Here is a 22,227-nt window from a genome sequence, read left to right on the forward strand (position 1 = left end):
ATACAAGTGCTAGCTGAGTTAGATAAATAATCAGTGAAGGATGTTGATTTTATGCGATTCCAACATTTAGTTGAACCATGTGAAACAATGAATGGAAATGTAGCCGTTTTATATGCAAATGATGAAAAAATGATATCAGTACTAGTTAAGGCTTTAAAATTAACTAACATAGATATTTTTATTTATGATACCCAAGACACTACGGAAATCATTCGTTCTTTTGATTTAGAACCTCAAATCTTAAACAGGATTCATGTGCTAACATTTTCAAGTGATTATCAATTACTTAAGCAATGCGCAGACGATTTATCGCAGGGTAAAGTAACTGTTTTAATGAAAGGAAAAATGAAAGCCACATCAATGATTTCTTTTATTTTAAGCAATAAAAATTTTATAGACCAATATGGATTTTTAAACCATGTCGCGTGTTTTAGTATACCTAATTACCATAAAACTTTAATGATTAGTGATGTAGCATATAATGTGGCACCTACGATAGAAGAAAAAAAGCAAATCATTAAAAATCTAACTACATTTAGTAATACATTAGGTTACGATAAATTTAATATTGGATTATTATCTGCAGTCGAATATGCGTCTAAAAAGATACCATCATCTATTGATGCTGAAAAATTAAAAAATATTTTCAATCGAACTTCGGATGTATATGTAAAAGTAGATGGACCAATTCTATTTGATTATGCAATCAGTAAAAAAAGAGCGATTGAAAAAAATTACACATCTAGTATTGCTGGTGATGTTGATGCACTTATCGTTTCAAATATAGATGTTGGGAGCGCATTATTAAAATCTTTAACTCATTTTGGAAATGCTTCTGTTTCCAGTTTGTTACTCGGCGCAAAATTCCCAATTGTTTTCACGTCAAGGGCAGAAAGTAAGCAAAATAAGTTAAACTCCTTATTACTTGCTTTGAAAACACAAAATAAATTTAACCACTAAATAAATTTGAATTTTTACACTATTATTTAGGTTATTAATTTTATAATACTGAATTTTGATGTAAGATAGTAAAGGATATCAATTAATAGAAAATTTAAATGCTGTTGCACTTGTTTATGTAAAGTAAGTAACGATTTTCTATATAAGACTTATTGTAATAATAGTATCTATTCATATTTCATTATTTAAACATTTTACTGAAAGTATTCGTTTTTAAAAATTAATGAAATGAAGTTATTTTAGTAAATTTCAAAAATTTGTATTGAAATCACTTTTAAAATTCAAAGGTGATTTTATTCGTATGTTTAAATTAATTAACATTAAACAATTCAGTTTGTTAAATACTTTAAACTTGCTATACAATTCTTTTATCAATGTTCTTTTAAATAAATATTAAACTGTAAACTATAGATTGAATTTTAAATACTATACGAATTTAATGTTTAAATATGATTTTTGACATAATACTAAGATTGCAGTTAGGAGCAAAAATATGGCAGATGAAAAATATGATCTAGTAATTTTAGGTGGAGGAACAGCTGGGTATGTATCAGCAATAAGAGCATCTCAATTAGGTAAAAAAGTTGCGCTTGTAGAAAAGTCACTTTTAGGAGGTACTTGCCTACATAAAGGATGTATACCAACAAAAGCGCTCTTAAAATCCGCTGAAGTATTAAGAACAGTTACAAATTCAAGTGAATTTGGTGTAGATATTGATGCATTTAAGTTAAATTTTTCAAGAATGCAAACGCGTAAAAATGAAGTAGTCCAACAAATGTTTAACGGTGTTGAACAACTTATGAAACATAATAAAATAGATGTGTTTAATGGTATCGGACGAATATTAGGTCCATCTATTTTCTCACCTCAAAGTGGCACTATTTCAGTAGAATATGATGATGGTGAATCAGAATTAATTCCAAATAATAATGTATTAATTTGTACAGGATCATCTCCAATGCCCTTGCCTTTTTTATCTTTTGATGGCAACACTGTGTTATCTAGTGATGATATTTTGAAGTTAGATAAATTACCGCAAACACTTGCTATCATAGGAGGCGGAGTAATTGGTTTAGAATTTGCATCTTTAATGGTGGACTTAGGTGTAGAAGTTTCTGTTATCGAAGCAGGACCACGTATTTTGCCTACTGAAAGTAAATCAATAGCAAAAGCGTTGCAAAATGATTTAGAACAACGTGGCGTTAATTTTTATGTAGATGTCCAACTATCTGAAGAACATGTTTCTACTAAAGATAACAGTATTGAAATTCAAATCGAGGAAGAATTATTCGTTTTTGATAAATTATTAGTAGCCATAGGTCGTAAACCAAATACAACAGATATTGGATTAAACAACACAAAAATAAAACTGACGGATAAAGACCATATAGTCGTAAATGAATATCAACAAACAGAAGACAAACATATCTATGCTGCTGGAGATTGTATAGGTAAATTACAACTCGCACATGTTGGATCTAAAGAAGGCATAACAGCCATTGAGCATATGTTTGATGCTACACCAATCTCAGTAGACTATAATAAAATGCCAAAATGTGTCTATACACAACCAGAAGTTGCAAGTATTGGTCAAAATAAAGAATTAGCGAATGAGGAAGGATTCAAAACAAAAACATTTAAAGTTCCATTTAAGGCAATTGGAAAAGCAGTCATTGAAAATACAAAAAATTTGAATGGTTTTTGTGAAATTGTAATTGATCAAGAAAACGATAACGTCCTAGGTATAAATATGATTGGCCCCCACGTAACTGAACTCATTAATGAGTTATCATTATTTCAATTTATGAATGGTTCAACATTGGAATTAGGGTTAACTACACATGCACATCCGTCACTTTCAGAAGTGCTGATGGAATTAGGATTAAAAGTCGAAAATAGATCGATTCACGTTTAATTAAGGAGGATACAAAATGTTTGATTATAAATCAGTAGGTCTTGATACTTCTGAATTAAAATCTATGTATAAATGGATGGATTTAGGCCGAAAAATTGATGAGCGCATGTGGCTACTTAATCGTGCAGGTAAAATACCTTTTGTAATAAGCTGTCAGGGACAAGAAGCTACACAAATAGGTATGGCATTCGCAATGCAAGAAGGGGATATTTCATCACCTTATTATAGAGATCTTGCACTTGTTACATATTTAGGTATGACGCCACTTGATTCAATGTTAGCTGCTTTTGGTAAACGTGATGATATCAGTTCTGGCGGCAAACAAATGCCATCTCATTTTAGTAAAAAAGATAAAGGAATTCTATCTCAAGGTTCACCAGTTGCTACACAAATATTACATGCAGTTGGTGCTGCACTAGCTTTAAAAATGGACAGTAAACAAAATATTGCAATAACTACTGTAGGTGAAGGAAGTTCTAACCAAGGAGATTTCCATGAAGGTTTAAACTTCGCTGGTGTACATAAATTACCTTTTATTTGCGTTATAGAAAATAATAAATATGCTATTTCTGTACCTGACTCATTGCAATATGGTGCTGAAAAATTATCTGATCGTGCTATTGGATATGGTATACATGGTGAACAAGTAGATGGCAATGATCCTATTGCAGTATATAAAGTTATGAAAGAGGCTCGTGAGCGTGCATTGAGTGGCAAAGGTTCAACTTTAATTGAAGCGATGTGTACACGTTTGACTGCGCATTCTTCTGATGATGATGATAAATATCGTTCACAAGAAGAACGTGAAGGATTAAAATCATTGGATTGTAATCAAAAATTCAAATCTTTCTTATTAGAAGAAGGAATTATTGATGAACAGTGGTTGGATGAAATAGAAAAAGAACATAAAGAAATTGTTAATCAAGCTACAAAAGAAGCTGAAAAAGCACCTTATCCATCACCAGAAGAAACTTACACACATGTCTACGAAGAAGGGAGCTTAAATAATGGCTAAATTATCTTATTTAGAAGCGATTCATCAAGGTCTAGACCAAGCAATGGAAAAAGACAATGATGTTTTTGTATTGGGTGAAGATGTAGGTAAAAAAGGTGGCGTCTTTGGTGTTACTCTAGGATTACAACAAAAATATGGGGAAGCACGTGTGTTAGACACGCCATTAGCTGAATCTAACATTGTGGGAACTGGTATAGGAGCAGCAATGATGGGTAAAAGACCAGTGGCAGAAATACAATTTGCAGAATACATTTTACCTGCTACCAACCAAATTATGAGTGAAGCTGCTAAGATGAGATATCGCTCAAATAATGATTGGCACTGTCCATTAACCATTCGCTCTCCATTTGGCGGTGGAATTCATGGCGCTTTATACCATTCTCAAAGTGTAGAATCTATTTTTGCATCAACACCTGGTTTAACAATAGTCATACCTTCTTCACCTTATGATGCAAAGGGGCTATTACTTGCTTCAATCGAATCTAATGACCCAGTCCTATACTTTGAACATAAAAAAGCATATCGTTTATTAAAAGAAGAAGTACCTGAGTCATATTATACGGTGCCAATTGGTAAAGCTGATGTAAAACGTGAAGGAGATGACATTACAGTATTTACCTATGGCTTATGTGTCAATTATTGTATACAAGCTGCTGATATGTTAATGGAAGAAGGCATCAATGTTGAAGTTGTAGATTTACGTACCGTGTATCCATTAGATAAATATACAATTATTGAACGCGCGAAACAAACAGGTAAAATATTATTAGTTACTGAGGATAATTTAGAAGGAAGTATTATTTCTGAAGTAGCCGCTATTATTTCAGAAAACTGTTTATTTGACCTTGATGCACCGATTATGAGACTTGCCGGGCCAGATGTTCCATCAATGCCATTTGCACCGACGCTTGAAAATGAGTTTATGATAAATCCAGAAAAAATAAAAAACAAAATGCGTGAACTCGCAGAATTTTAAGGAGGCACAACCATGGAAATTAAAATGCCTAAACTCGGTGAAAGTGTACATGAAGGAACAATTGAACAATGGCTTGTTTCAGTAGGCGATAAAATAGAAGAATATGACCCACTTTGTGAAGTCATAACTGATAAAGTTACAGCAGAAGTGCCATCATCATTTGCAGGTACAATCCGTGAAATTATTGTGGAGGAAGGTACAACAGTTGAAGTAGGTGAAGTAATTTGTTACTTAGATACTGAAGAAGATGTATCAGATGAAAATACCGATAACGGTGCTACAAATGACCAACCTGAAGATGTAAAAGAAACATCACAAACTCAAGAGAGTAACTCAAATGTAAACAATAGCGAAAACGCTGCAGCTGATCAGCGCCCTCAAAATAATGGACGTTTTTCACCTGTAGTATTTAAACTAGCGTCTGAACATCAAATTGACCTTTCACAAGTTAAAGGAACTGGCTTTGAAGGAAGAGTAACTAAAAAGGACATAGAGAAAGCAATCAAAGAAGGTACCCATAAATTAGGTTCAGAAATCATCGCGCCTAAAGACTCACCTAAAGTCAATAAGCAAGTGCAATATAATGAACCCTCTCCGGGTTCAGCAATACCAGTAAATGGCGTTCGTAAGCAAATTGCTGAAAATATGGTCAACAGTGTTAATGAAATCCCACATGCTTGGATGATGGTAGAGGCAGATGCTACAAATCTAGTTAAAACAAGAAATTATCATAAAAATAGTTTTAAAGAAAATGAAGGTTATAACCTTACTTATTTTGCATTCTTTGTAAAAGCAGTAGCAGAAGGCTTAAAAGCATATCCTTTACTAAATAGCAGCTGGCAAAATTCTGAAATAGTAATGCATAAAGATGTTAATATTTCAATTGCAGTAGCTGATGAAGAGAAATTATATGTTCCAGTAATCAAAAATGCTGATGAAAAATCTTTAAAAGGCATTGCTAGAGAAATTAATGATTTAGCTCAAAAAGCACGTAATAAAAAATTAAGATCTGAAGATATGCAAGGTGGTACTTTTACAGTCAATAATACTGGTACATTTGGTTCAGTATCATCTATGGGAATTATCAATCACCCTGAAGCAGCAATACTTCAAATTGAATCTATTATCAAAAAACCTGTCGTTATTGATGATATGATTGCAATTAGACATATGGTTAATTTATGTATTTCTATCGACCATCGTATATTAGATGGCTTGCAAGCTGGTAGATTTATGAATTTCGTCAAAACGAGAATCGAGCAATATTCTATAGAAAACACAAGCATTTATTAGTTTTGTAATATCGGTAAATACTATTAAATGTGATAAATAGTAAGTTAGAAATCAAATTTCATTATTTTGATTTCTAACTTTTTTATTTTAAAGACTTTATTATTGAAGGTTCCATGATGCACGAACTTGTTGTCAGATTAAACACACATGTTGAACTATTGTCTATATATTAGTAAAATGAAATTAATAAATTGATAACGAAAGGTGATTTGAATATGGATTTAAATTTTGATTTATATATGAATGATGTAGTAAGCCAAGCAAGAAATGAAATCGAAGAAGCAGGTTATGAACAATTAACGACAGCTGATGAAGTTGATAAAGTCTTAAATCAAGAAGGCACATCACTAGTAATGGTTAACTCAGTTTGTGGTTGTGCCGGTGGTATTGCTAGACCAGCAGCTACGCATGCATTACATTATGATAAATTACCAGACAGACTTGTAACAGTGTTTGCTGGACAAGATAAAGAAGCAACTCAACAAGCAAGAGATTATTTTAAAGGATATGCACCATCAAGCCCATCATTTGCATTAATAAAAAATGGTGAAATCACACAAATGATAGAACGCCATCAAATCGAAGGCCACGATGTGATGGATGTTATTAATCAATTACAAAATTTATTTGATACTTATTGTGATGAAAGATAGAGGTTAACATCGATGATGCGATTAAATCCATATCGAATCGGATTTAGAACAATTAAAACTGCTGTAGGTATGGCACTAGGAATTATCATTGCTAAATTAATGGGGTTAGATAATTTTGCTTCTAGTGCCATTTTAGTGGTGCTTTGTATTAAACATACAAAAGTGCATTCACTACAAGCGATAATATCTAGATTTGTCTCTTGTATATTAATCCTTGTGATTGGCTCAATAGCTTTCAGTTATTTTGGTCAAAGCGCGATTATTTTAGGTGTGATCGTACTTTTATTTATACCGCTCACTGTTGTTTTTAAAGTACAAGAGGGAGTAGTTACAAGTTGTGTTATTTTGCTGCATGTATTTAATGCTAAAGTCATTGACATACACTTGTTTATCAATGAAATTTTATTGTTAATCGTTGGTCTTGGTATTGCATTTTTAATGAATTTAATCATGCCTAGTTTAGACTTTAAACTAAAACAATATAAAGAGGAAATAGAAAATCAATTCACAAAAATCTTTGAAACATTCAGTACTACTTGCAAAGCACCTAACCCTTCTTTAGATATGTCCTTCAATCAATTACAACTTACGATACAAAAAGCAAAATCAATTGCATTTAGAGATGTTAAAAATCATTTTGTACGTAATGAAAATTCTTACTATCATTATTTTGATATGAGAGAAGCACAGTTAGAATTATTAGAAAGAATGTCTAAAATGATACAAAACATTGAAACAAAAGACACGTTATTAGATAAAATCAGTAGTTTGTTTTTAGAGGTAGCTCAAAACGTAAATAGTAATGATTATACTGCTTTACGCTTGCATTCTCTTTATGAAATCAAATTAGAGTTAGATCAATTAGAGTTACCAAACTCACATGCTTCTTTCAGAACTAGAGCAAGCATTAAACAATTACTCAATGAATTAGAAGAATATTTAGAAGTTAAATCACAATTCGGATCCTTAAAATTACATAAAGATACAAAATCAACAATTTTTTCATAATATGCATAAATAATAATCACCTTGACCTAGGTAAAAGAAATGGCGCACTCACTTTCTTTTACCTAGGTCATTTTAATGTAAAAAAGCACAAAAAATGTACCATAAAGCAATATAATTTACATCGCTAAATGATACATGACACAATTTTAATTAATATTTATTTTCATTTTTTAATTTGTTAAAGGAACGATACTCGTCAAGATTAATGCAAGTACGACTGCTATCAACATAACTACAATTATAAATCTTAGCACTTTATTGTTATTCAAACTTAATTCCTCCAAAATATATCAAATGCGTTTTAAAAAGCAATATTGTACTGTGACTCATCCACAATATTTCAAGTCACTACTATTTTATCAATGTATATTATAACATAACTAGACGAATACGTATAAACATATTTATTTTGCTAAGCTTTAAACTTATGTAAACTAAAATAAATTGTGATTATAGAAAAGGGGATTTATATGATAAATAAACAACGTCTATTAGAGACATTTTTAGAACTCGTTCAAATTGATTCTGAAAGTGGCAATGAACAGGATATCCAATACCATCTTAAAAAAATAATGGAACAGCAAAATATAGATATCTATGAAGATAAAGCCAGTATTCAAAATGATACTTTAGGTGCGAATAATTTAATTTGCACCTTAAAGGCAACGCCCAATTATGAACATCTTGAAAAAATATATTTCACAAGTCATATGGATACAGTTGTACCAGGTCAAAAAATCACACCAACTGTAAAAGATGATGGATACATATACTCAGATGGAACTACGATTTTAGGTGCAGATGATAAGGCTGGCTTAGCAGCTATTATAGAATTTATCCATGTTATTAATGAACAACATTTGCCTCATGGTCAAATTCAATTTATTTTGACTGTTGGTGAAGAAATTGGCTTAGAGGGGGCGAAAGCAATAGATAAAACTTTACTAGATGCGAGTTATGGGTTTGCAATTGATGCAAGTGTTCCAGTTGGCACAACTGTAGTTGGTGCGCCAACTCAAATGAAACTGAATGCGACTATATTTGGAAAAACAGCGCACGCCAGTACACCTAACCATGGTATAAGCGCAATCAATGTAGCTGCAAAGGCAATTAGTGAAATGAACTTAGGTCGAATAGATGACTATACCACTGCAAATATTGGTCGTTTTGAAGGTGGTTCTGCTACCAATATTGTGGCAGAAAAAGTAACATTAAATGCAGAAGCACGTTCACATTCAGAAGAAAGTATCGTCAGACAAGTCAATCATATGAAATCTGTTTTTGAAACAACAGCAAAAAGGTATCATTGTCATGCCGAAGTAGAAATCATCAAAAGTTATCCAGGATTTAAAATTTCTGATGATGCAGCGGTAACTTCTATAGCAAAATCTAGCGCTTTAGCTTTAGGTTTAGAAGCAAATACTGTCATTGCTGGTGGTGGATCAGATGGTAATATAATAAATCAACTTGGAATACCTACAGTCATTTTAGGTGTAGGTTATGAAAACATTCACACTACAGAAGAAAGAATTTCAATTGAATCTTTAAATCAGTTAGCTAGTCAACTTTTAAGTATTAACGACGAGCTTATTAAACAATCTATAAACTGATTAAGTGAATATAAAGATACCTTTGTGATACAATATACTAGAAAACTTTAATAAGAGAGGTTAGTTAAATGACACAACAAATAGGTGTAGTAGGTTTAGCCGTAATGGGTAAAAACCTTGCTTGGAATATTGAATCACGTGGATACAGCGTATCAGTTTTTAACCGTTCTTCAGAAAAAACAGATGAAATGGTAAAAGAATCTGAAGGAAAAAACATACATCCAACATATTCAATGGAAGAATTTGTAAATTCCTTAGAAAAACCCCGTAAAATACTACTAATGGTAAAAGCAGGAACAGCTACAGATGCAACAATTGATACGCTTTTACCATTATTAGATGATGATGATATTTTAATTGATGGTGGAAATACTAATTATCAAGATACAATCAGACGAAACAAAGCACTCGCTGAAAGTGGTGTTAATTTCATTGGTATGGGTGTATCTGGTGGTGAAGTTGGTGCATTAACAGGACCTTCACTTATGCCTGGTGGACAAGAAGCAGCTTTTAATAAAGTGAGTCATATATTAGAAGCTATATCAGCAAAAGCAAAAGACGGCGCACCATGTGTAGCCTATATCGGACCAAATGGTGCCGGACATTACGTTAAAATGGTCCATAATGGTATAGAATATGCTGACATGCAGTTAATTGCAGAAAGTTATGCAATGATGAAAGACTTACTAGGTATGTCACATGAAGATATCGCTCAAACATTTAAGGATTGGAATGCTGGGGAATTATCAAGTTATTTAATAGAAATAACTGGTGATATTTTCAATAAATTAGATGATGAAACAAATGGACCATTAGTTGAACAAATACTAGATACAGCCGGCCAAAAAGGTACTGGTAAATGGACATCTATCAATGCTTTAGAACTAGGAATACCTTTAACAATAATCACTGAATCTGTATTTGCTCGTTTTATTTCTTCAATTAAAGAAGAACGTGTAAATGCTTCTAAACAATTAAATGGACCTAGTGCTAAATTTGAGGGTGATAAAGAAGCATTCCTTGAAAAAATCCGCAAAGCACTTTATATGAGTAAAATCTGTTCTTACGCGCAAGGTTTTGCTCAAATGAGAAAAGCTAGTGAAGACCATGCATGGAATCTTCAATTAGGTGAGCTTGCTATGATCTGGCGTGAAGGTTGTATAATCCGTGCGCAATTCTTACAAAAAATTAAAGAAGCGTATGATAATGATAGTGAATTACAAAACTTACTATTAGATCCTTATTTCAAAGACATCGTTACAAATTATCAAGATGCTTTACGTGACGTTGTAGCAACAGGCGTACAAAATGGCGTACCAACACCTGGTTTTTCTGCAAGTATTAACTATTATGACAGTTATCGTTCAGAAAATTTACCAGCTAACTTAATACAAGCACAACGCGATTATTTTGGTGCACACACATATGAGCGTAAAGACCGTTCTGGTATTTTCCATACACAGTGGATTGATGAATAATTTAGATGTTTTATAACATTCATGTTCTAATATAATTATCTCAGATGGAACTGAAAAATTACCAAAAACATAAGTAATTCTAGCTAAAGCTTGTTAATTGTCATTAAAATTAACGATGGATTGGCCTCAAATAGTGAAGTTCATAATTATAATATAAACACTTTCGCTAAATTCATAATATAAAATGAATTTATACGGAAGTGTTTTTTCTATAAATAAAATTACTTATTCAATCGAATTTAAAAATAAAGTTATTGTTTAGCTGATTTTTAAAAATGAAATCTATATGTATAAACTAAATATCTTTTTTATATCATACCTGTTTCATTTGGAAGCGATTACGCTAAACTTTTGACTTTTATACATACATTAATTAACCTAATAATATATGTAATTAATTCTTTTATATTTAATATTGTATTAACCTATAACAATGAAATATTCGCTACTGCTTGTCATGCAAATATTTTATGACAATACAACTTATAGGTAACACTTCAAATATTAATAATGAACGGATTTAACGAATTCAATACTTTTGAAGGGGGATTTATATGAACAGGGAATGGTGGAAAGAAGCAATCGCTTACCAGGTTTATCCAAGAAGCTTTAATGATACAAATAACGATGGTATCGGAGATTTAAAAGGTGTGATAGAAAAATTAGATTACTTAGATGATTTAGGCATCGATGTTATTTGGCTTAGCCCAATGTATAAATCTCCAAATGATGATAATGGTTATGACATTAGCGACTATAAAGATATTATGGATGAGTTTGGTACTATGGAAGATTTTGATCAATTACTATATGAAGTACATCAAAGAGATATGAAATTAATATTAGATTTAGTCGTAAACCATACATCAGATGAACATCAGTGGTTTATAGAATCAAAATCAAGTAAAGATAATCCTAAACGTGACTGGTATATCTGGAGAGATCCGAAACCAGATGGTTCAGAGCCAAATAATTGGGAAAGTATATTTAATGGATCTACATGGGAATTTGATGAACATACAGGTCAATATTATTTTCATTTATTCAGTAAAAAACAACCAGATTTAAACTGGGAAAATAAAGAAGTGAGAAATGCTATTTTTGAAATGATGAATTGGTGGTTTAATAAAGGTATAGATGGTTTTAGAGTAGATGCAATAACACATATTAAAAAAACATTTGAAGCTGGTGACTTAAAACTACCAGAAGGAAAAGATTATGCGCCAGCATTTGAAGTGGATATGAATCAACCTGGCATACAAACTTGGTTACAAGAAATGAAGGATAAATCTTTAAATCATTATGATATTATGACTGTAGGGGAAGCAAACGGCGTCAGTCCAGATAATGCTGAACCATGGGTAGGTGAGTCAACTGGTAAGTTCAATATGATTTTTCAATTCGAACATTTAAGTTTATGGAATTCAGGTGATGTTAAATTTGATGTCAATGCCTATAAAAATGTGTTAAATGAATGGCAAAAAAAACTTGAAAATGTTGGTTGGAATGCATTATTTATTGAAAATCATGATCAGCCAAGACGTGTATCAACTTGGGGAGATGATTCGCATTATTGGTTTGAATCTGCTACAAGTCATGCAGTCGTTTATTTTTTACAACAAGGTACACCCTTTATCTATCAAGGTCAAGAAATTGGTATGACCAATTATCCATTTGATGATATTAAAACTTTTAATGATGTTGCAGTAGTCAATGAATACCAAATTGTCAAACAGCAGGGTGGCGACGTATCCAAACTTTTAGATAAACATAAAAAAGAAAATAGAGATAATTCACGAACGCCTATGCAATGGAATAGTTCTAACTTTGCAGGATTTTCAGACGTAACGCCTTGGTTCCCTGTAAATCCAAACTATAAAACGATTAATGTTGCACAACAACAACAAGACCCAAATTCAATATTAAATTTCTATAAAGCTTTAATAAAATTAAAAAAATCTCAAGATATTTTTACATATGGAACGTTTAATCTGGTTGATTCAGAAAATAGTCAAGTATTTGCATATACACGAGAATTAGATGGTCAAAGTGTACTAATTGTTGGTAATTTAACAAATCAAGAAGCTAAATTATACTTTGATATGAATGTGATAGAAGAAAATATCTTACTACACAACTATAAAAACAATACTATTGATTTTGAAAATATCCAACCATACGAAGCATTTGTAATTAAATTATAAAACATTTTCGATTTACCACATTAAATAGTATTACAAACACAAAATAGCGAGTAAGCAACTCAATTAATAATAAGTTTGCTTACTCGCTTTTTGTTATTTAAGCATTTTTGTGTATTGTTATTCAAGTATGTCATATTGCTCTTGATCAACAGGCATCCATAATTGAACTTTAGTGAATGGATCATCGAATGAAATATCAAATGGATAAACTTCAACGTACAAACTATTATGTTCATAGGGTAAAGTCATCTGCAGGCTAGTCTCAATATAATACCAAGCTTCATTGACGACATAATCCATCTCACCTTGCAAATTAAATTTAGCATATTGTCTTTCAGGTAAGTAACGACTTTCAAGATGAGCTGGGTATCTTTCACTTGGCACGCCAACAAAAATTTCCATACCATGATCAAGTGGACAATTAACCACAAATAACTCATGTGGACTCGTATCATTATATCGTTGTAATTCCTTAACTTTATCGTCAATTAATAAATCTTCTAAAAAATCAGGCACTTTAAATGGGTTGTCAATCTCGTCTGAATTCAAAAATTTAGCATAACCCACTAAAGATAAGCCTTGTGTATCTTCTAAACGATACGTATAAGGCGCACGTTCTGTAGTAGTAAGTTTAATATAAAGTCTTGGTTGCATTTTTAAATCGTCTCGTTTTGTATTGACTTGAATAGGAGAAACACCATGAAAATCACTAAAATCATTAGCAAAATCATTAGCATCTTTATAGCTATACTTTTTTGCAACATCTACCAAGCGAGCTGAACCACTTAAAATGTCTTGAGCAGCTAAAGTCAATCTTCTTGACCTTGCATATTCTGTTGGCGATTGACCTACAATCATTTTAAATGATTGATCAATATGAAATGGTGAAAGACCAACGTAATCACTAAGTGCTTGCAAATGTAAAGGTTCTAGCAAATGATCTTCAATATATACAATTGCCTGTTGGATTTGCTTGATAACGTCCAAAACTTTCACTCCTAAATTATAACTAAATACAATTAAATATGTACCTCGTTACTTTTCTATACACTATGTTATGAATCATTGTTGATTAGTTCTATTTTACATCATTTTTATATGACTTACATCTCAAAAATATTAAATAGGGTAAAATGTAAACAATCTAAAATTGTATATTCATAGTTTAATCAATAGTCTAAATCATAACACAAATAGGGTATAATAAAAAAGCAACAACACAAGCATAAATAGAAACTTGTATCATTGCCTTATTTTTAATTAGTTACATGTTAACTAATGAATATCGTCCCACCAGTGGAAACCATCTCTACTTAATAGTAAATCACTTGCTAATGGACCATTTGTTCCAGCTGTATAATTAGGGAATTCAGGTTCATTTTGGTTCCATTCTTCTTGAATTGCATCAACGAATTTCCAAGTTGATTTTAATTCTTCCCAATGTGTAAAGTTAGTTGCATCTCCATTTAAACAGTCAAATAATAAATTTTCATAAGCATCAACCGTATTCATTTTATCTTGCGCGCTCATTGCGTACGATAGTTGTACTGGCTCAGTTTCAATGCCTTGTACATTCTTTTTAGCATTTAAGTGTAAGGAGACACCCTCATTTGGTTGTATGTTAATAACTAGGAGGTTGGAATCTAATTTTTTATCTGTTTTATAGTATAGGTTCATAGGGACTTCTTTGAATTCGACAACTACTTGAATCGTTTTACTTTTCATTCGTTTACCAGTTCTTATATAGAACGGTACACCAGCCCATCTAAAATTATCAATCGTTAGTTTACCTGAAACAAAAGTTGGTGTGGTAGAATTTTCTGCTACACGATCTTCATCTCTATAACGTTTTACTTGCTGACCTTCAATGACACCTTCATCATATTGACCACGAACAAAATTTTGCCGAACTTCTTCTGGTTCTAATTTACGTAAAGATTTTAAAGCTTTAACTTTTTCTGCTCTGATATCTTCACTATTTAAACTAATAGGTGCTTCCATTGCGAGTAAGGCAACCATTTGTAACATATGGTTTTGAACCATATCTTTTAATGCGCCGCTAGATTCGTAGTAGCCACCTCTGTCTTCAACACCAAGCACTTCCGATGAAGTAACTTGAATGTTAGAAATGTATTTGTTATTCCACAATGGTTCGAACATTGCGTTGGCAAAACGTAATACCTCAATATTTTGAACCATATCTTTACCTAGATAATGATCGATACGGTATATTTCTTCTTCCTTAAATGAACGACGTAATTGTTCATTTAATTTTTCGGCAGATTCTAAATCTGAGCCGAATGGTTTTTCAATTACTAGGCGTTTAAAACCTGTTGTATCTGTTAATCCAGAAGATTTTAAATAGTCAGATATAACACCAAAGAAATTTGGAGCCATAGCTAAATAAAAGAGTCTATTACCTTGCAATTGGAAATCATGATCTAATTTATTACTGAATTCTAATAGTGATTGATAACTCGCTTCATCACTTACATCGTGTTTATGATAAAATACGTGTTCCATAAATTTATCTAAGTGTTTAGTATCTTTAACGTGTTCTTGAATTGACGACTTCACTTGACTACGGAAATCATCGTTTGTTAAATCTCTTCTACCAATTCCAACGATTGCAATGTGCTCATTCAAATTTTCTTGTTGGTATAAATGGAATAATGATGGAAATAATTTTCTGTGACTAAGATCACCAGTTGCTCCAAAAATAGTAATTAAGCATGGGATATCTTTATTTCTAGTATTCAAGATCAAAACCTCAATTCTTTATTAAATCTGTATTTATTATAGACCAATATACCAGTATCTTCCCACAATTTTGCTTGTAATATCATATTTTATTATATTTTTAATACTTTTATATGATAAAATATGAACAAGAAGAGGAGGCATATGCATGGAAATTACGTTTTTTGGGACAAGTGCTGGTCTGCCAACTAAAGAAAGAAATACGCAAGCGATTGCATTAAATTTGGAACCATACTCTAACAGCATATGGCTTTTTGATGTTGGTGAGGGCACACAGCATCAAATTTTACATCATTCAATTAAATTAGGTAAAGTTGATCACATTTTTATCACGCATATGCACGGAGATCATATATTTGGCTTACCTGGCTTGCTAACAAGCCGATCTTTCCAAGGAGGTGAGGGTAAACCGCTTACGATTATTGGTCCCAAAGGTATTAAATCATATATAGAAACAACTTTAACTTTATCAGAATCAAAATTAAATTATCCTATTACCTATATTGAGATTGAGGAACAATTGTCCTATCAACACAATGGATTTAATGTTGAAGCACATATGTTAAATCATGGTATTCCTTCATTTGGATATAGAGTGGAAGCACCATATAAATCTGGTAAAATAAATGTTGAAGCACTTAGAAGCATCGGATTAGAACCCGGCCCTAAATATCAAGATGTAAAAAACAATGAAACATTTGAATATAAAGGTGAAATCTACAACTCCAAGGACTTTAAAGACGACGCAGTTAAAGGTCCAGTAGTAGCAATATTTGGAGACACTATGCCTTGTAAAAACGAATTATTAATTGCACGTGATGCAAATATCATGGTACATGAAAGTACATATATAGAAGGAGATAAATCATTGGCTAATAGTTATCACCATAGTCATATTGATGATGTTTTTGAATTGATAAGAGAAGCCAATGTCGACTACAGTTTAATCACACATATCAGTAATCGTTATACTAAAGAAGAAGTATGTGAAATTAGTAAATCACTTAAACTTTTAAGTGATACACCACCATTTAATTTTGTTAATGACTTTGATGCTTGGCAATTTTAAAAATGAAAAGTGGGGCAGTTATCTAAAAATTGATGTATTCCAAAACGAGTCTTAATAATAAACTTTGGAAGTATTTTACAATTTAGATTACTGTCCCACTTATCTATAATAATTTAATTTTTTTAAAAGATATTAATCATTGTCTTGGTTGGATAATTCAATACTTCTATTAACTGCAGAACGTAAACAATCTTCGAATATAGCCTCTATATCATGATCTGCAAGTGCATTAAGTCCTGCTTGTGTTGTACCACCTTTAGAAGTGATATTTTTTCTTAACTGCTCCATACTCAATTCTGAACGTTCTATCATTTTACTCGTTCCTATAATTAAATTCCGAATCGATTCTTCTACTTGTGATTTTTCTAAACCTAAACGTGTACCTGCTGTAACATATTGCTCAAAGACATGGTATAAAAATGCTGGACCGCTTCCAGTAATCGCTGTTACTTGATGTAAATTATCTTCTGAAACTTCTATTGCAGAACCAAATGCATTTATTAAACTATCAACTTCTTCTTTTGATTTAGCGCCAAAATTATTGGAAAAGCTAATGCCAGTAACTGAATGTCCGACATGTGCATTTGTGTTTGGCATGATACGCGCAATTGGATTATTAGAAGCCAATTTTTCACGAATATAGCTAATCGGTAAACCAGCCATAATAGAAATGAATTTATTCTTTTCTGCAATATATGGTTTGATACGGTCTGCTAACTCATCAAAATCATATGGTTTCGTTCCTAAGAATACATAATCTGCATCTTCTAACAATGCCGCATCATCATAGCTATAGTTCACACCTAACTCGTCAGCATATTCTTTTAATGCAACTTCATTCGAACGATTCGTTAAATAAATATTTTTAGAATCAATCACTTTTGAACTAACGATACCTGTAAAAATTGCATGCGCCATATTTCCGGCACCATAAAATACTAGTTTCATGTGAAGACTTCACTTCCTCTTTGCTTTTTATGTTTCCATACTAACATAGTTTTAAGTTATGGCTAAGAAATTTTAAAGATCTATAGTAAAATATCATTTACACTCATATACTTAAACTATGAATTTAAAGCTAGGAGAATTTACTATGATAGGTAAACATTTTATATTAACAGGTGGTACAAGTGGATTAGGAAAATCCATATTAAAAACATTATTAACTAAAAAAGTACATGTTACGGTACTTGCACGAAATCCAGAGAAATTAAAACAATTTAAAACACAATATAACACAGAACATCTTAATATCATTAAATGTGATCTACAATCACAACAGGAAATCATGGATTTAAAAAATTACTTTCAACACCAAACGATTGATGGACTCATCTATTGTTCTGGTCTTGGGTATTTTAAATCCATTGAAGACCATACATCTGTTGAAATGTTTGAAACATATAAGTTGAATGTATTGCATTTTAATCTATTAATGAAAGTTGTACAACCGGCTTTCTCTAAAAATCCAATTATCGTTGGTATAGGTAGTCAAGCTGCCTTTATAAGCCAAGGTTATGCTGCACATTATGGTGCAAGTAAAGCGGCTTTCAATCAATTATTAAATGCACTGCGCATTGAAAAACCAAATTATCATATTATGACAGTTAATACAGGGCCAATAGCGACGCCATTCCATGAAAAAGCAGATCCATCAATGAAATTTGCTAAAAAATACAGAGATATAATGCTTGATCCCGAAAAACTAGCAAACCAAATTATCGAAGGTATAATTAGGCAAAAATTAGAAATTAATCAACCTAGATGGATGCATAATTTACTAAAAATTTATCAATTAATGCCACGCTTTATAGAAAAAAAACTCACTTCATTATTTAAAAACAAAAGGTAACGCTACTTCAAAAATGAGAAATTGTCATTTTGACAATAGCATTAAAATAGAAGATAGCAATAATGGTGTTACGGATAATTAAGCTTTTAATATAAAAACGTCAATTTCTATAAAATCACAATAGAAATTGACGTTTTGGCTTTGATTGAAGTTATTTATTTTTTAGCTTTCGGTCTTAGAAACAACCTCGTTTATACAATTAAAACTTTAATATTTTCAATTTTTCGCATACATACATATTGGAAACAAGTAAAAGAGATTTATTTTAAATGTTGGGTATACTCTAAATTTTTCACACGCTCTTGTGCTGCTTTTAAAGCTTCTAAACTTATGTCTTTTGAACGTTGATAATTTTTTACATTTTCATCAAGTTGATCTGTACTACTTGCACCAACAATGATAGAACCTAAAGCATCATGAGACGTTAAATAATTAAACGTAAGTGCAGTTAAATTACTTTCTATTTCTTTTATGGATGCAATTGTTTCGCCGAGTTCTTGATAAGTATAGTCAAAAATACCTTCACTAAATTTTGAATCTAACACATTATTACTTTTAGCAGTTAATAATCCTTTAAACACTGGACCGCGAGCTAATACTTTAACTTTTTTAGCATGTACATCATCTAAAAGTTGTTCCGGTCTGTTATCAATTAAATTAAATTGAGACATTAGCGTTTCGATATCGCTATGTTTTAAATAGTAATCGATTACGTTAGGTCTTATTGAGGAGATACCGTAAGCACGGATAATACCTTCTTTCTTTAATTCATCGAAAGCGCTAATCGTTTCATCTATAGGATCATCAATTGTACCACCATGTAGCTGATATAAATCTAAATGATCTAAACCAAGTCTTTTCAATGAGCCTTTCACTTCTTCTTTAATATAAGATTTAGAAGGATCCCATGTTGTAGACCCATCTTCCGTTAAACGATTTCCTACTTTTGTGCCAATGATTATATCATCTCTATTTTGGTATTTCTTTAAAGTCTCACCAACGATTGTCTCATTTACACCTTTGTCATACATATCAGCTGTATCAAAATAAGTGATACCATGTTCAATTGCACGTTCTATGATAGGCTCTGCTTGCTTTTTATTTGTCCCAAGACTCATACAGCCTAAACCTAACTCTGAAATTTCTATACCGCTTTTCAAAACATTTTTTTGCATGTTTTATCTCCTTTCGATACACTTGGATAATAGGGCGTAGACGTAATAAAGTAAGTTGGATTTTTCAATATTAACTATTCTATACAAAACAAAAATCAAACTCAATAATATGTGTTCATTCGCTATTCCCATAATAACTAACTAATGAGTACATCTTAACAATATCTTAAAAGAATTAAAAGGACAGTGATTATTTATGAACCTATTTGAAAAGACATTGCATAGCGCTTCTATTTATAAAGGAGCAATCATAGATTTAGAAGTCCACGATGTTGAACTACCCGATGGACAAACTTCTAAACGTGAATTAATATACCACAACGGTGCTGTCGCTGTTTGTCCAATTACACCTGATAATAAAGTGATATTAGTGAAACAATTTCGTAAAGCTTGCGAAAAACCACTATTAGAAATACCAGCAGGTAAATTAGAAAAAGACGAAGAACGTATATCCGCAGCTAAGCGTGAACTTGAGGAAGAAACTGGTTATATTGCAGATGAATTAGAACATATTACTGAAATGTATGGTTCACCTGGTTTCTCAAACGAAAAAATATCAATTTATATGGCAAAAAATTTAACAAAAGGTGAAATGCATTTAGATGAAGATGAATTTTTAGAAATAGCATATTTTGATATAAATGAAATTAAAACATTATTAGATAATAAAGAATTGGAAGATGCAAAAACCATTATTGCTTTACAACATTTACTACTTAATTATAATCATTATAAATAAGAGGCGAGAATACTTGCGAATTTTATCAATTATTGGTATTTTAAATATATATATATATCATAACTAAATTAAAATGATTATAATTATTAGTAGGGGAGTGAGGCTTCCGTGGAAGAACGATTAAATCGCGTGAAGCAACAATTACAGCAATCATCTTATAAATTGACGCCACAACGTGAGGCAACATTGAGAGTTTTAATTGAAAATGAAAAAGATCATTTAAGTGCTGAAGATGTTTATTTAAAAGTTAAAGACAAAGCACCTGAAATAGGACTTGCAACTGTCTATCGTACATTAGAATTGCTAGCAGAATTAAAGGTAGTGGATAAAATAAACTTTGGCGATGGTGTTGCACGATTCGATTTAAGAAAAGAAGGAGCAAAACATTTTCACCACCATCTTGTGTGTATGGAATGTGGTAAAGTAGAAGAAATCGAAGAAGACTTATTACCTCGCGTAGAGGAAAGAGTAGAAAATGAATTTGAATTTAAAATATTAGACCATCGTTTAACATTCCATGGTATTTGTGCATCGTGCCAAGCAAAAGGAAAATAATTTAAAAAATACTATTTCAGAAACAGAGGTAGTACAGTGAAAAATATTATAGATGAATATTTGAAATTTATACAATTAGAAAAAGGATTAAGTGTAAATACAATTGGTGCATATCGAAGAGATTTAAAAAAATATGATGAATTTTTAACATTACACAAAATTAGTCATATTGATTTTGTAGATAGACAACTTATTCAAGAATGTTTGGGTCACTTACATGATGAAGGCACATCTTCAAAATCGTTAGCACGCTTCATTTCCACTATCCGCAGTTTTCATCAGTTTGCATTAAGAGAAAAATATGCAGCTAAAGATCCAACAGTATTAATAGAAACGCCGAAATATGATCGTAAATTACCAGATGTTTTAGAAATAGATGAAGTACTTAGACTATTAGAAACACCTGATTTATCCAAAAATAACGGATATAGAGATCGCACGATGTTAGAATTACTTTATGCCACTGGCATGCGTGTGTCAGAACTGATTCAAATAGAGTTAGAAGATGTTAATTTAATTATGGGCTTTATACGTGTTTTTGGTAAGGGAAATAAAGAAAGAATTGTGCCATTAGGAGATACTGTGATTGAATACTTAAATACTTATTTGGAAACAGTAAGACCACAATTATTAAAAAACACGGTAACTGACACACTCTTTTTAAATATGCACGGTAAACCTTTATCAAGACAAGCCATATGGAAGATGATTAAACAAAATGGTATCAAAGCAAATATACTAAAAACTTTAACACCACATACATTAAGACATTCATTTGCCACACATTTACTCGAAAATGGAGCAGATTTACGTGCAGTACAAGAAATGCTCGGCCATTCTGACATATCTACAACACAATTGTATACACATGTTTCAAAATCACAAATTCGTAAAATGTATAATGAATTTCATCCAAGAGCATAAACACAGCCTGGTTTATTCTATTGAATAACTAGACTGTGTTT

The 22,227-nt window shown here is 31.6% G+C and carries 20 protein-coding genes; 15 read left to right on the forward strand and 5 right to left on the reverse strand.

Going from position 1 to position 22,227, the window contains the following annotated elements:
* Positions 1–51: 51 nt before the first annotated feature.
* From KA833_RS09005 to KA833_RS09035, 7 genes are all read left to right on the forward strand, one after another.
* Complete coding sequence (locus tag KA833_RS09005) at positions 52–960, forward strand: phosphate acyltransferase (protein ID WP_210128468.1); 909 nt, start codon at positions 52–54, stop codon at positions 958–960.
* A 493-nt stretch (positions 961–1,453) separates the two neighbouring features.
* Positions 1,454–2,875, forward strand: coding sequence for a dihydrolipoyl dehydrogenase (gene lpdA, locus KA833_RS09010; protein ID WP_070658613.1), 1,422 nt, complete (start codon positions 1,454–1,456; stop codon positions 2,873–2,875).
* 16 nt (positions 2,876–2,891) lie between these two features.
* Positions 2,892–3,890, forward strand: a complete 999-nt coding sequence (locus KA833_RS09015; protein WP_210128469.1) for a thiamine pyrophosphate-dependent dehydrogenase E1 component subunit alpha — start codon at positions 2,892–2,894, stop codon at positions 3,888–3,890.
* Positions 3,883–4,866 (forward strand): alpha-ketoacid dehydrogenase subunit beta, encoded by a 984-nt coding sequence (locus tag KA833_RS09020; RefSeq protein WP_210128470.1) that lies wholly within the window; start codon positions 3,883–3,885, stop codon positions 4,864–4,866. Before KA833_RS09015 ends, KA833_RS09020 begins: the two co-directional genes overlap by 8 nt.
* 12 nt (positions 4,867–4,878) lie before the next feature.
* Entirely contained in the window at positions 4,879–6,159 is a 1,281-nt protein-coding gene (locus KA833_RS09025) for a dihydrolipoamide acetyltransferase family protein (protein ID WP_064208924.1), read from the forward strand.
* Between the two features lie 215 nt (positions 6,160–6,374).
* The gene (brxB, locus tag KA833_RS09030) at positions 6,375–6,812 is read left to right on the forward strand and encodes a bacilliredoxin BrxB (protein ID WP_046208198.1); all 438 of its coding nucleotides are present in this window, start codon (positions 6,375–6,377) and stop codon (positions 6,810–6,812) included.
* A 12-nt stretch (positions 6,813–6,824) separates the two neighbouring features.
* Positions 6,825–7,820 carry an aromatic acid exporter family protein gene (locus KA833_RS09035; protein ID WP_046208199.1) on the forward strand — a complete coding sequence of 332 codons (996 nt, stop codon included), beginning with the start codon at positions 6,825–6,827 and terminating at the stop codon, positions 7,818–7,820.
* Between the two features lie 170 nt (positions 7,821–7,990).
* Here KA833_RS09035 and prli42 read toward each other — a convergent pair whose 3' ends face one another.
* Complete coding sequence (gene prli42 / locus KA833_RS09040; RefSeq protein ID WP_150822912.1) at positions 7,991–8,089, reverse strand: stressosome-associated protein Prli42; 99 nt, start codon at positions 8,087–8,089, stop codon at positions 7,991–7,993.
* A 201-nt stretch (positions 8,090–8,290) separates the two neighbouring features.
* On the opposite strand from prli42, the gene KA833_RS09045 reads away from it, so the two are divergent.
* The 3 genes from KA833_RS09045 to KA833_RS09055 all read left to right on the forward strand — a co-directional run bounded on the left by KA833_RS09045 (position 8,291) and on the right by KA833_RS09055 (position 13,112).
* The gene (locus tag KA833_RS09045) at positions 8,291–9,430 is read left to right on the forward strand and encodes a M20/M25/M40 family metallo-hydrolase (RefSeq protein WP_210128471.1); all 1,140 of its coding nucleotides are present in this window, start codon (positions 8,291–8,293) and stop codon (positions 9,428–9,430) included.
* Between the two features lie 68 nt (positions 9,431–9,498).
* Positions 9,499–10,908 (forward strand): NADP-dependent phosphogluconate dehydrogenase, encoded by a 1,410-nt coding sequence (gndA, locus tag KA833_RS09050; protein ID WP_046208201.1) that lies wholly within the window; start codon positions 9,499–9,501, stop codon positions 10,906–10,908.
* 554 nt (positions 10,909–11,462) lie between these two features.
* Entirely contained in the window at positions 11,463–13,112 is a 1,650-nt protein-coding gene (locus tag KA833_RS09055; RefSeq protein ID WP_046208202.1) for a glycoside hydrolase family 13 protein, read from the forward strand.
* A gap of 117 nt (positions 13,113–13,229) precedes the next feature.
* Here KA833_RS09055 and KA833_RS09060 read toward each other — a convergent pair whose 3' ends face one another.
* On the reverse strand, positions 13,230–14,099 hold the full coding sequence (locus tag KA833_RS09060) for an AraC family transcriptional regulator (RefSeq protein ID WP_046208203.1): 870 nt from the start codon (positions 14,097–14,099) through the stop codon (positions 13,230–13,232).
* 288 nt (positions 14,100–14,387) lie between these two features.
* Positions 14,388–15,872, reverse strand: coding sequence for a glucose-6-phosphate dehydrogenase (zwf, locus tag KA833_RS09065; protein ID WP_046208204.1), 1,485 nt, complete (start codon positions 15,870–15,872; stop codon positions 14,388–14,390).
* 148 nt (positions 15,873–16,020) lie between these two features.
* Here zwf and rnz point away from each other — a divergent pair, with 148 nt between their 5' ends.
* A complete protein-coding gene (rnz, locus tag KA833_RS09070) occupies positions 16,021–16,941 on the forward strand; it encodes a ribonuclease Z (protein WP_064208927.1) in 921 nt (306 codons plus the stop codon).
* A gap of 132 nt (positions 16,942–17,073) precedes the next feature.
* On the opposite strand, the gene proC is transcribed toward rnz, so the two are convergent.
* Positions 17,074–17,889, reverse strand: a complete 816-nt coding sequence (gene proC / locus KA833_RS09075) for a pyrroline-5-carboxylate reductase (protein ID WP_064208928.1) — start codon at positions 17,887–17,889, stop codon at positions 17,074–17,076.
* Positions 17,890–18,034: 145 nt separating this feature from the next.
* Here proC and KA833_RS09080 point away from each other — a divergent pair, with 145 nt between their 5' ends.
* Positions 18,035–18,793, forward strand: a complete 759-nt coding sequence (locus tag KA833_RS09080) for an SDR family NAD(P)-dependent oxidoreductase (protein WP_210128472.1) — start codon at positions 18,035–18,037, stop codon at positions 18,791–18,793.
* A 260-nt stretch (positions 18,794–19,053) separates the two neighbouring features.
* Here KA833_RS09080 and KA833_RS09085 read toward each other — a convergent pair whose 3' ends face one another.
* The gene (locus KA833_RS09085) at positions 19,054–19,968 is read right to left on the reverse strand and encodes an aldo/keto reductase (protein ID WP_210128473.1); all 915 of its coding nucleotides are present in this window, start codon (positions 19,966–19,968) and stop codon (positions 19,054–19,056) included.
* 196 nt (positions 19,969–20,164) lie between these two features.
* On the opposite strand from KA833_RS09085, the gene KA833_RS09090 reads away from it, so the two are divergent.
* The 3 genes from KA833_RS09090 (at position 20,165) to xerD (ending at position 22,186) form a co-directional block, all read left to right on the forward strand.
* Positions 20,165–20,707, forward strand: coding sequence for an NUDIX hydrolase (locus KA833_RS09090; protein WP_046208209.1), 543 nt, complete (start codon positions 20,165–20,167; stop codon positions 20,705–20,707).
* A 108-nt stretch (positions 20,708–20,815) separates the two neighbouring features.
* Positions 20,816–21,262, forward strand: coding sequence for a ferric iron uptake transcriptional regulator (gene fur / locus KA833_RS09095; RefSeq protein WP_019468360.1), 447 nt, complete (start codon positions 20,816–20,818; stop codon positions 21,260–21,262).
* 36 nt (positions 21,263–21,298) lie between these two features.
* Entirely contained in the window at positions 21,299–22,186 is an 888-nt protein-coding gene (gene xerD, locus KA833_RS09100; RefSeq protein ID WP_046208210.1) for a site-specific tyrosine recombinase XerD, read from the forward strand.
* The last annotated feature ends 41 nt before the right edge of the window (positions 22,187–22,227 follow it).

The organism is Staphylococcus sp. GDY8P67P, assembly GCF_017892545.1.
GTDB lineage: Bacteria > Bacillota > Bacilli > Staphylococcales > Staphylococcaceae > Staphylococcus > Staphylococcus ureilyticus.

Bases quoted from the DNA above. Each gene is read 5' to 3' on its own strand.
- KA833_RS09005 (WP_210128468.1), top strand. From the start codon at position 52: ATGCGATTCCAACATTTAGTTGAACCATGTGAAACAATGAATGGAAAT.
- lpdA (WP_070658613.1), top strand. From the start codon at position 1,454: ATGGCAGATGAAAAATATGATCTAGTAATTTTAGGTGGAGGAACAGCT.
- KA833_RS09015 (WP_210128469.1), top strand. From the start codon at position 2,892: ATGTTTGATTATAAATCAGTAGGTCTTGATACTTCTGAATTAAAATCT.
- KA833_RS09020 (WP_210128470.1), top strand. From the start codon at position 3,883: ATGGCTAAATTATCTTATTTAGAAGCGATTCATCAAGGTCTAGACCAA.
- KA833_RS09025 (WP_064208924.1), top strand. From the start codon at position 4,879: ATGGAAATTAAAATGCCTAAACTCGGTGAAAGTGTACATGAAGGAACA.
- brxB (WP_046208198.1), top strand. From the start codon at position 6,375: ATGGATTTAAATTTTGATTTATATATGAATGATGTAGTAAGCCAAGCA.
- KA833_RS09035 (WP_046208199.1), top strand. From the start codon at position 6,825: ATGATGCGATTAAATCCATATCGAATCGGATTTAGAACAATTAAAACT.
- KA833_RS09045 (WP_210128471.1), top strand. From the start codon at position 8,291: ATGATAAATAAACAACGTCTATTAGAGACATTTTTAGAACTCGTTCAA.
- gndA (WP_046208201.1), top strand. From the start codon at position 9,499: ATGACACAACAAATAGGTGTAGTAGGTTTAGCCGTAATGGGTAAAAAC.
- KA833_RS09055 (WP_046208202.1), top strand. From the start codon at position 11,463: ATGAACAGGGAATGGTGGAAAGAAGCAATCGCTTACCAGGTTTATCCA.
- rnz (WP_064208927.1), top strand. From the start codon at position 16,021: ATGGAAATTACGTTTTTTGGGACAAGTGCTGGTCTGCCAACTAAAGAA.
- proC (WP_064208928.1), bottom strand. From the start codon at position 17,889: ATGAAACTAGTATTTTATGGTGCCGGAAATATGGCGCATGCAATTTTT.
- KA833_RS09080 (WP_210128472.1), top strand. From the start codon at position 18,035: ATGATAGGTAAACATTTTATATTAACAGGTGGTACAAGTGGATTAGGA.
- KA833_RS09085 (WP_210128473.1), bottom strand. From the start codon at position 19,968: ATGCAAAAAAATGTTTTGAAAAGCGGTATAGAAATTTCAGAGTTAGGT.
- KA833_RS09090 (WP_046208209.1), top strand. From the start codon at position 20,165: ATGAACCTATTTGAAAAGACATTGCATAGCGCTTCTATTTATAAAGGA.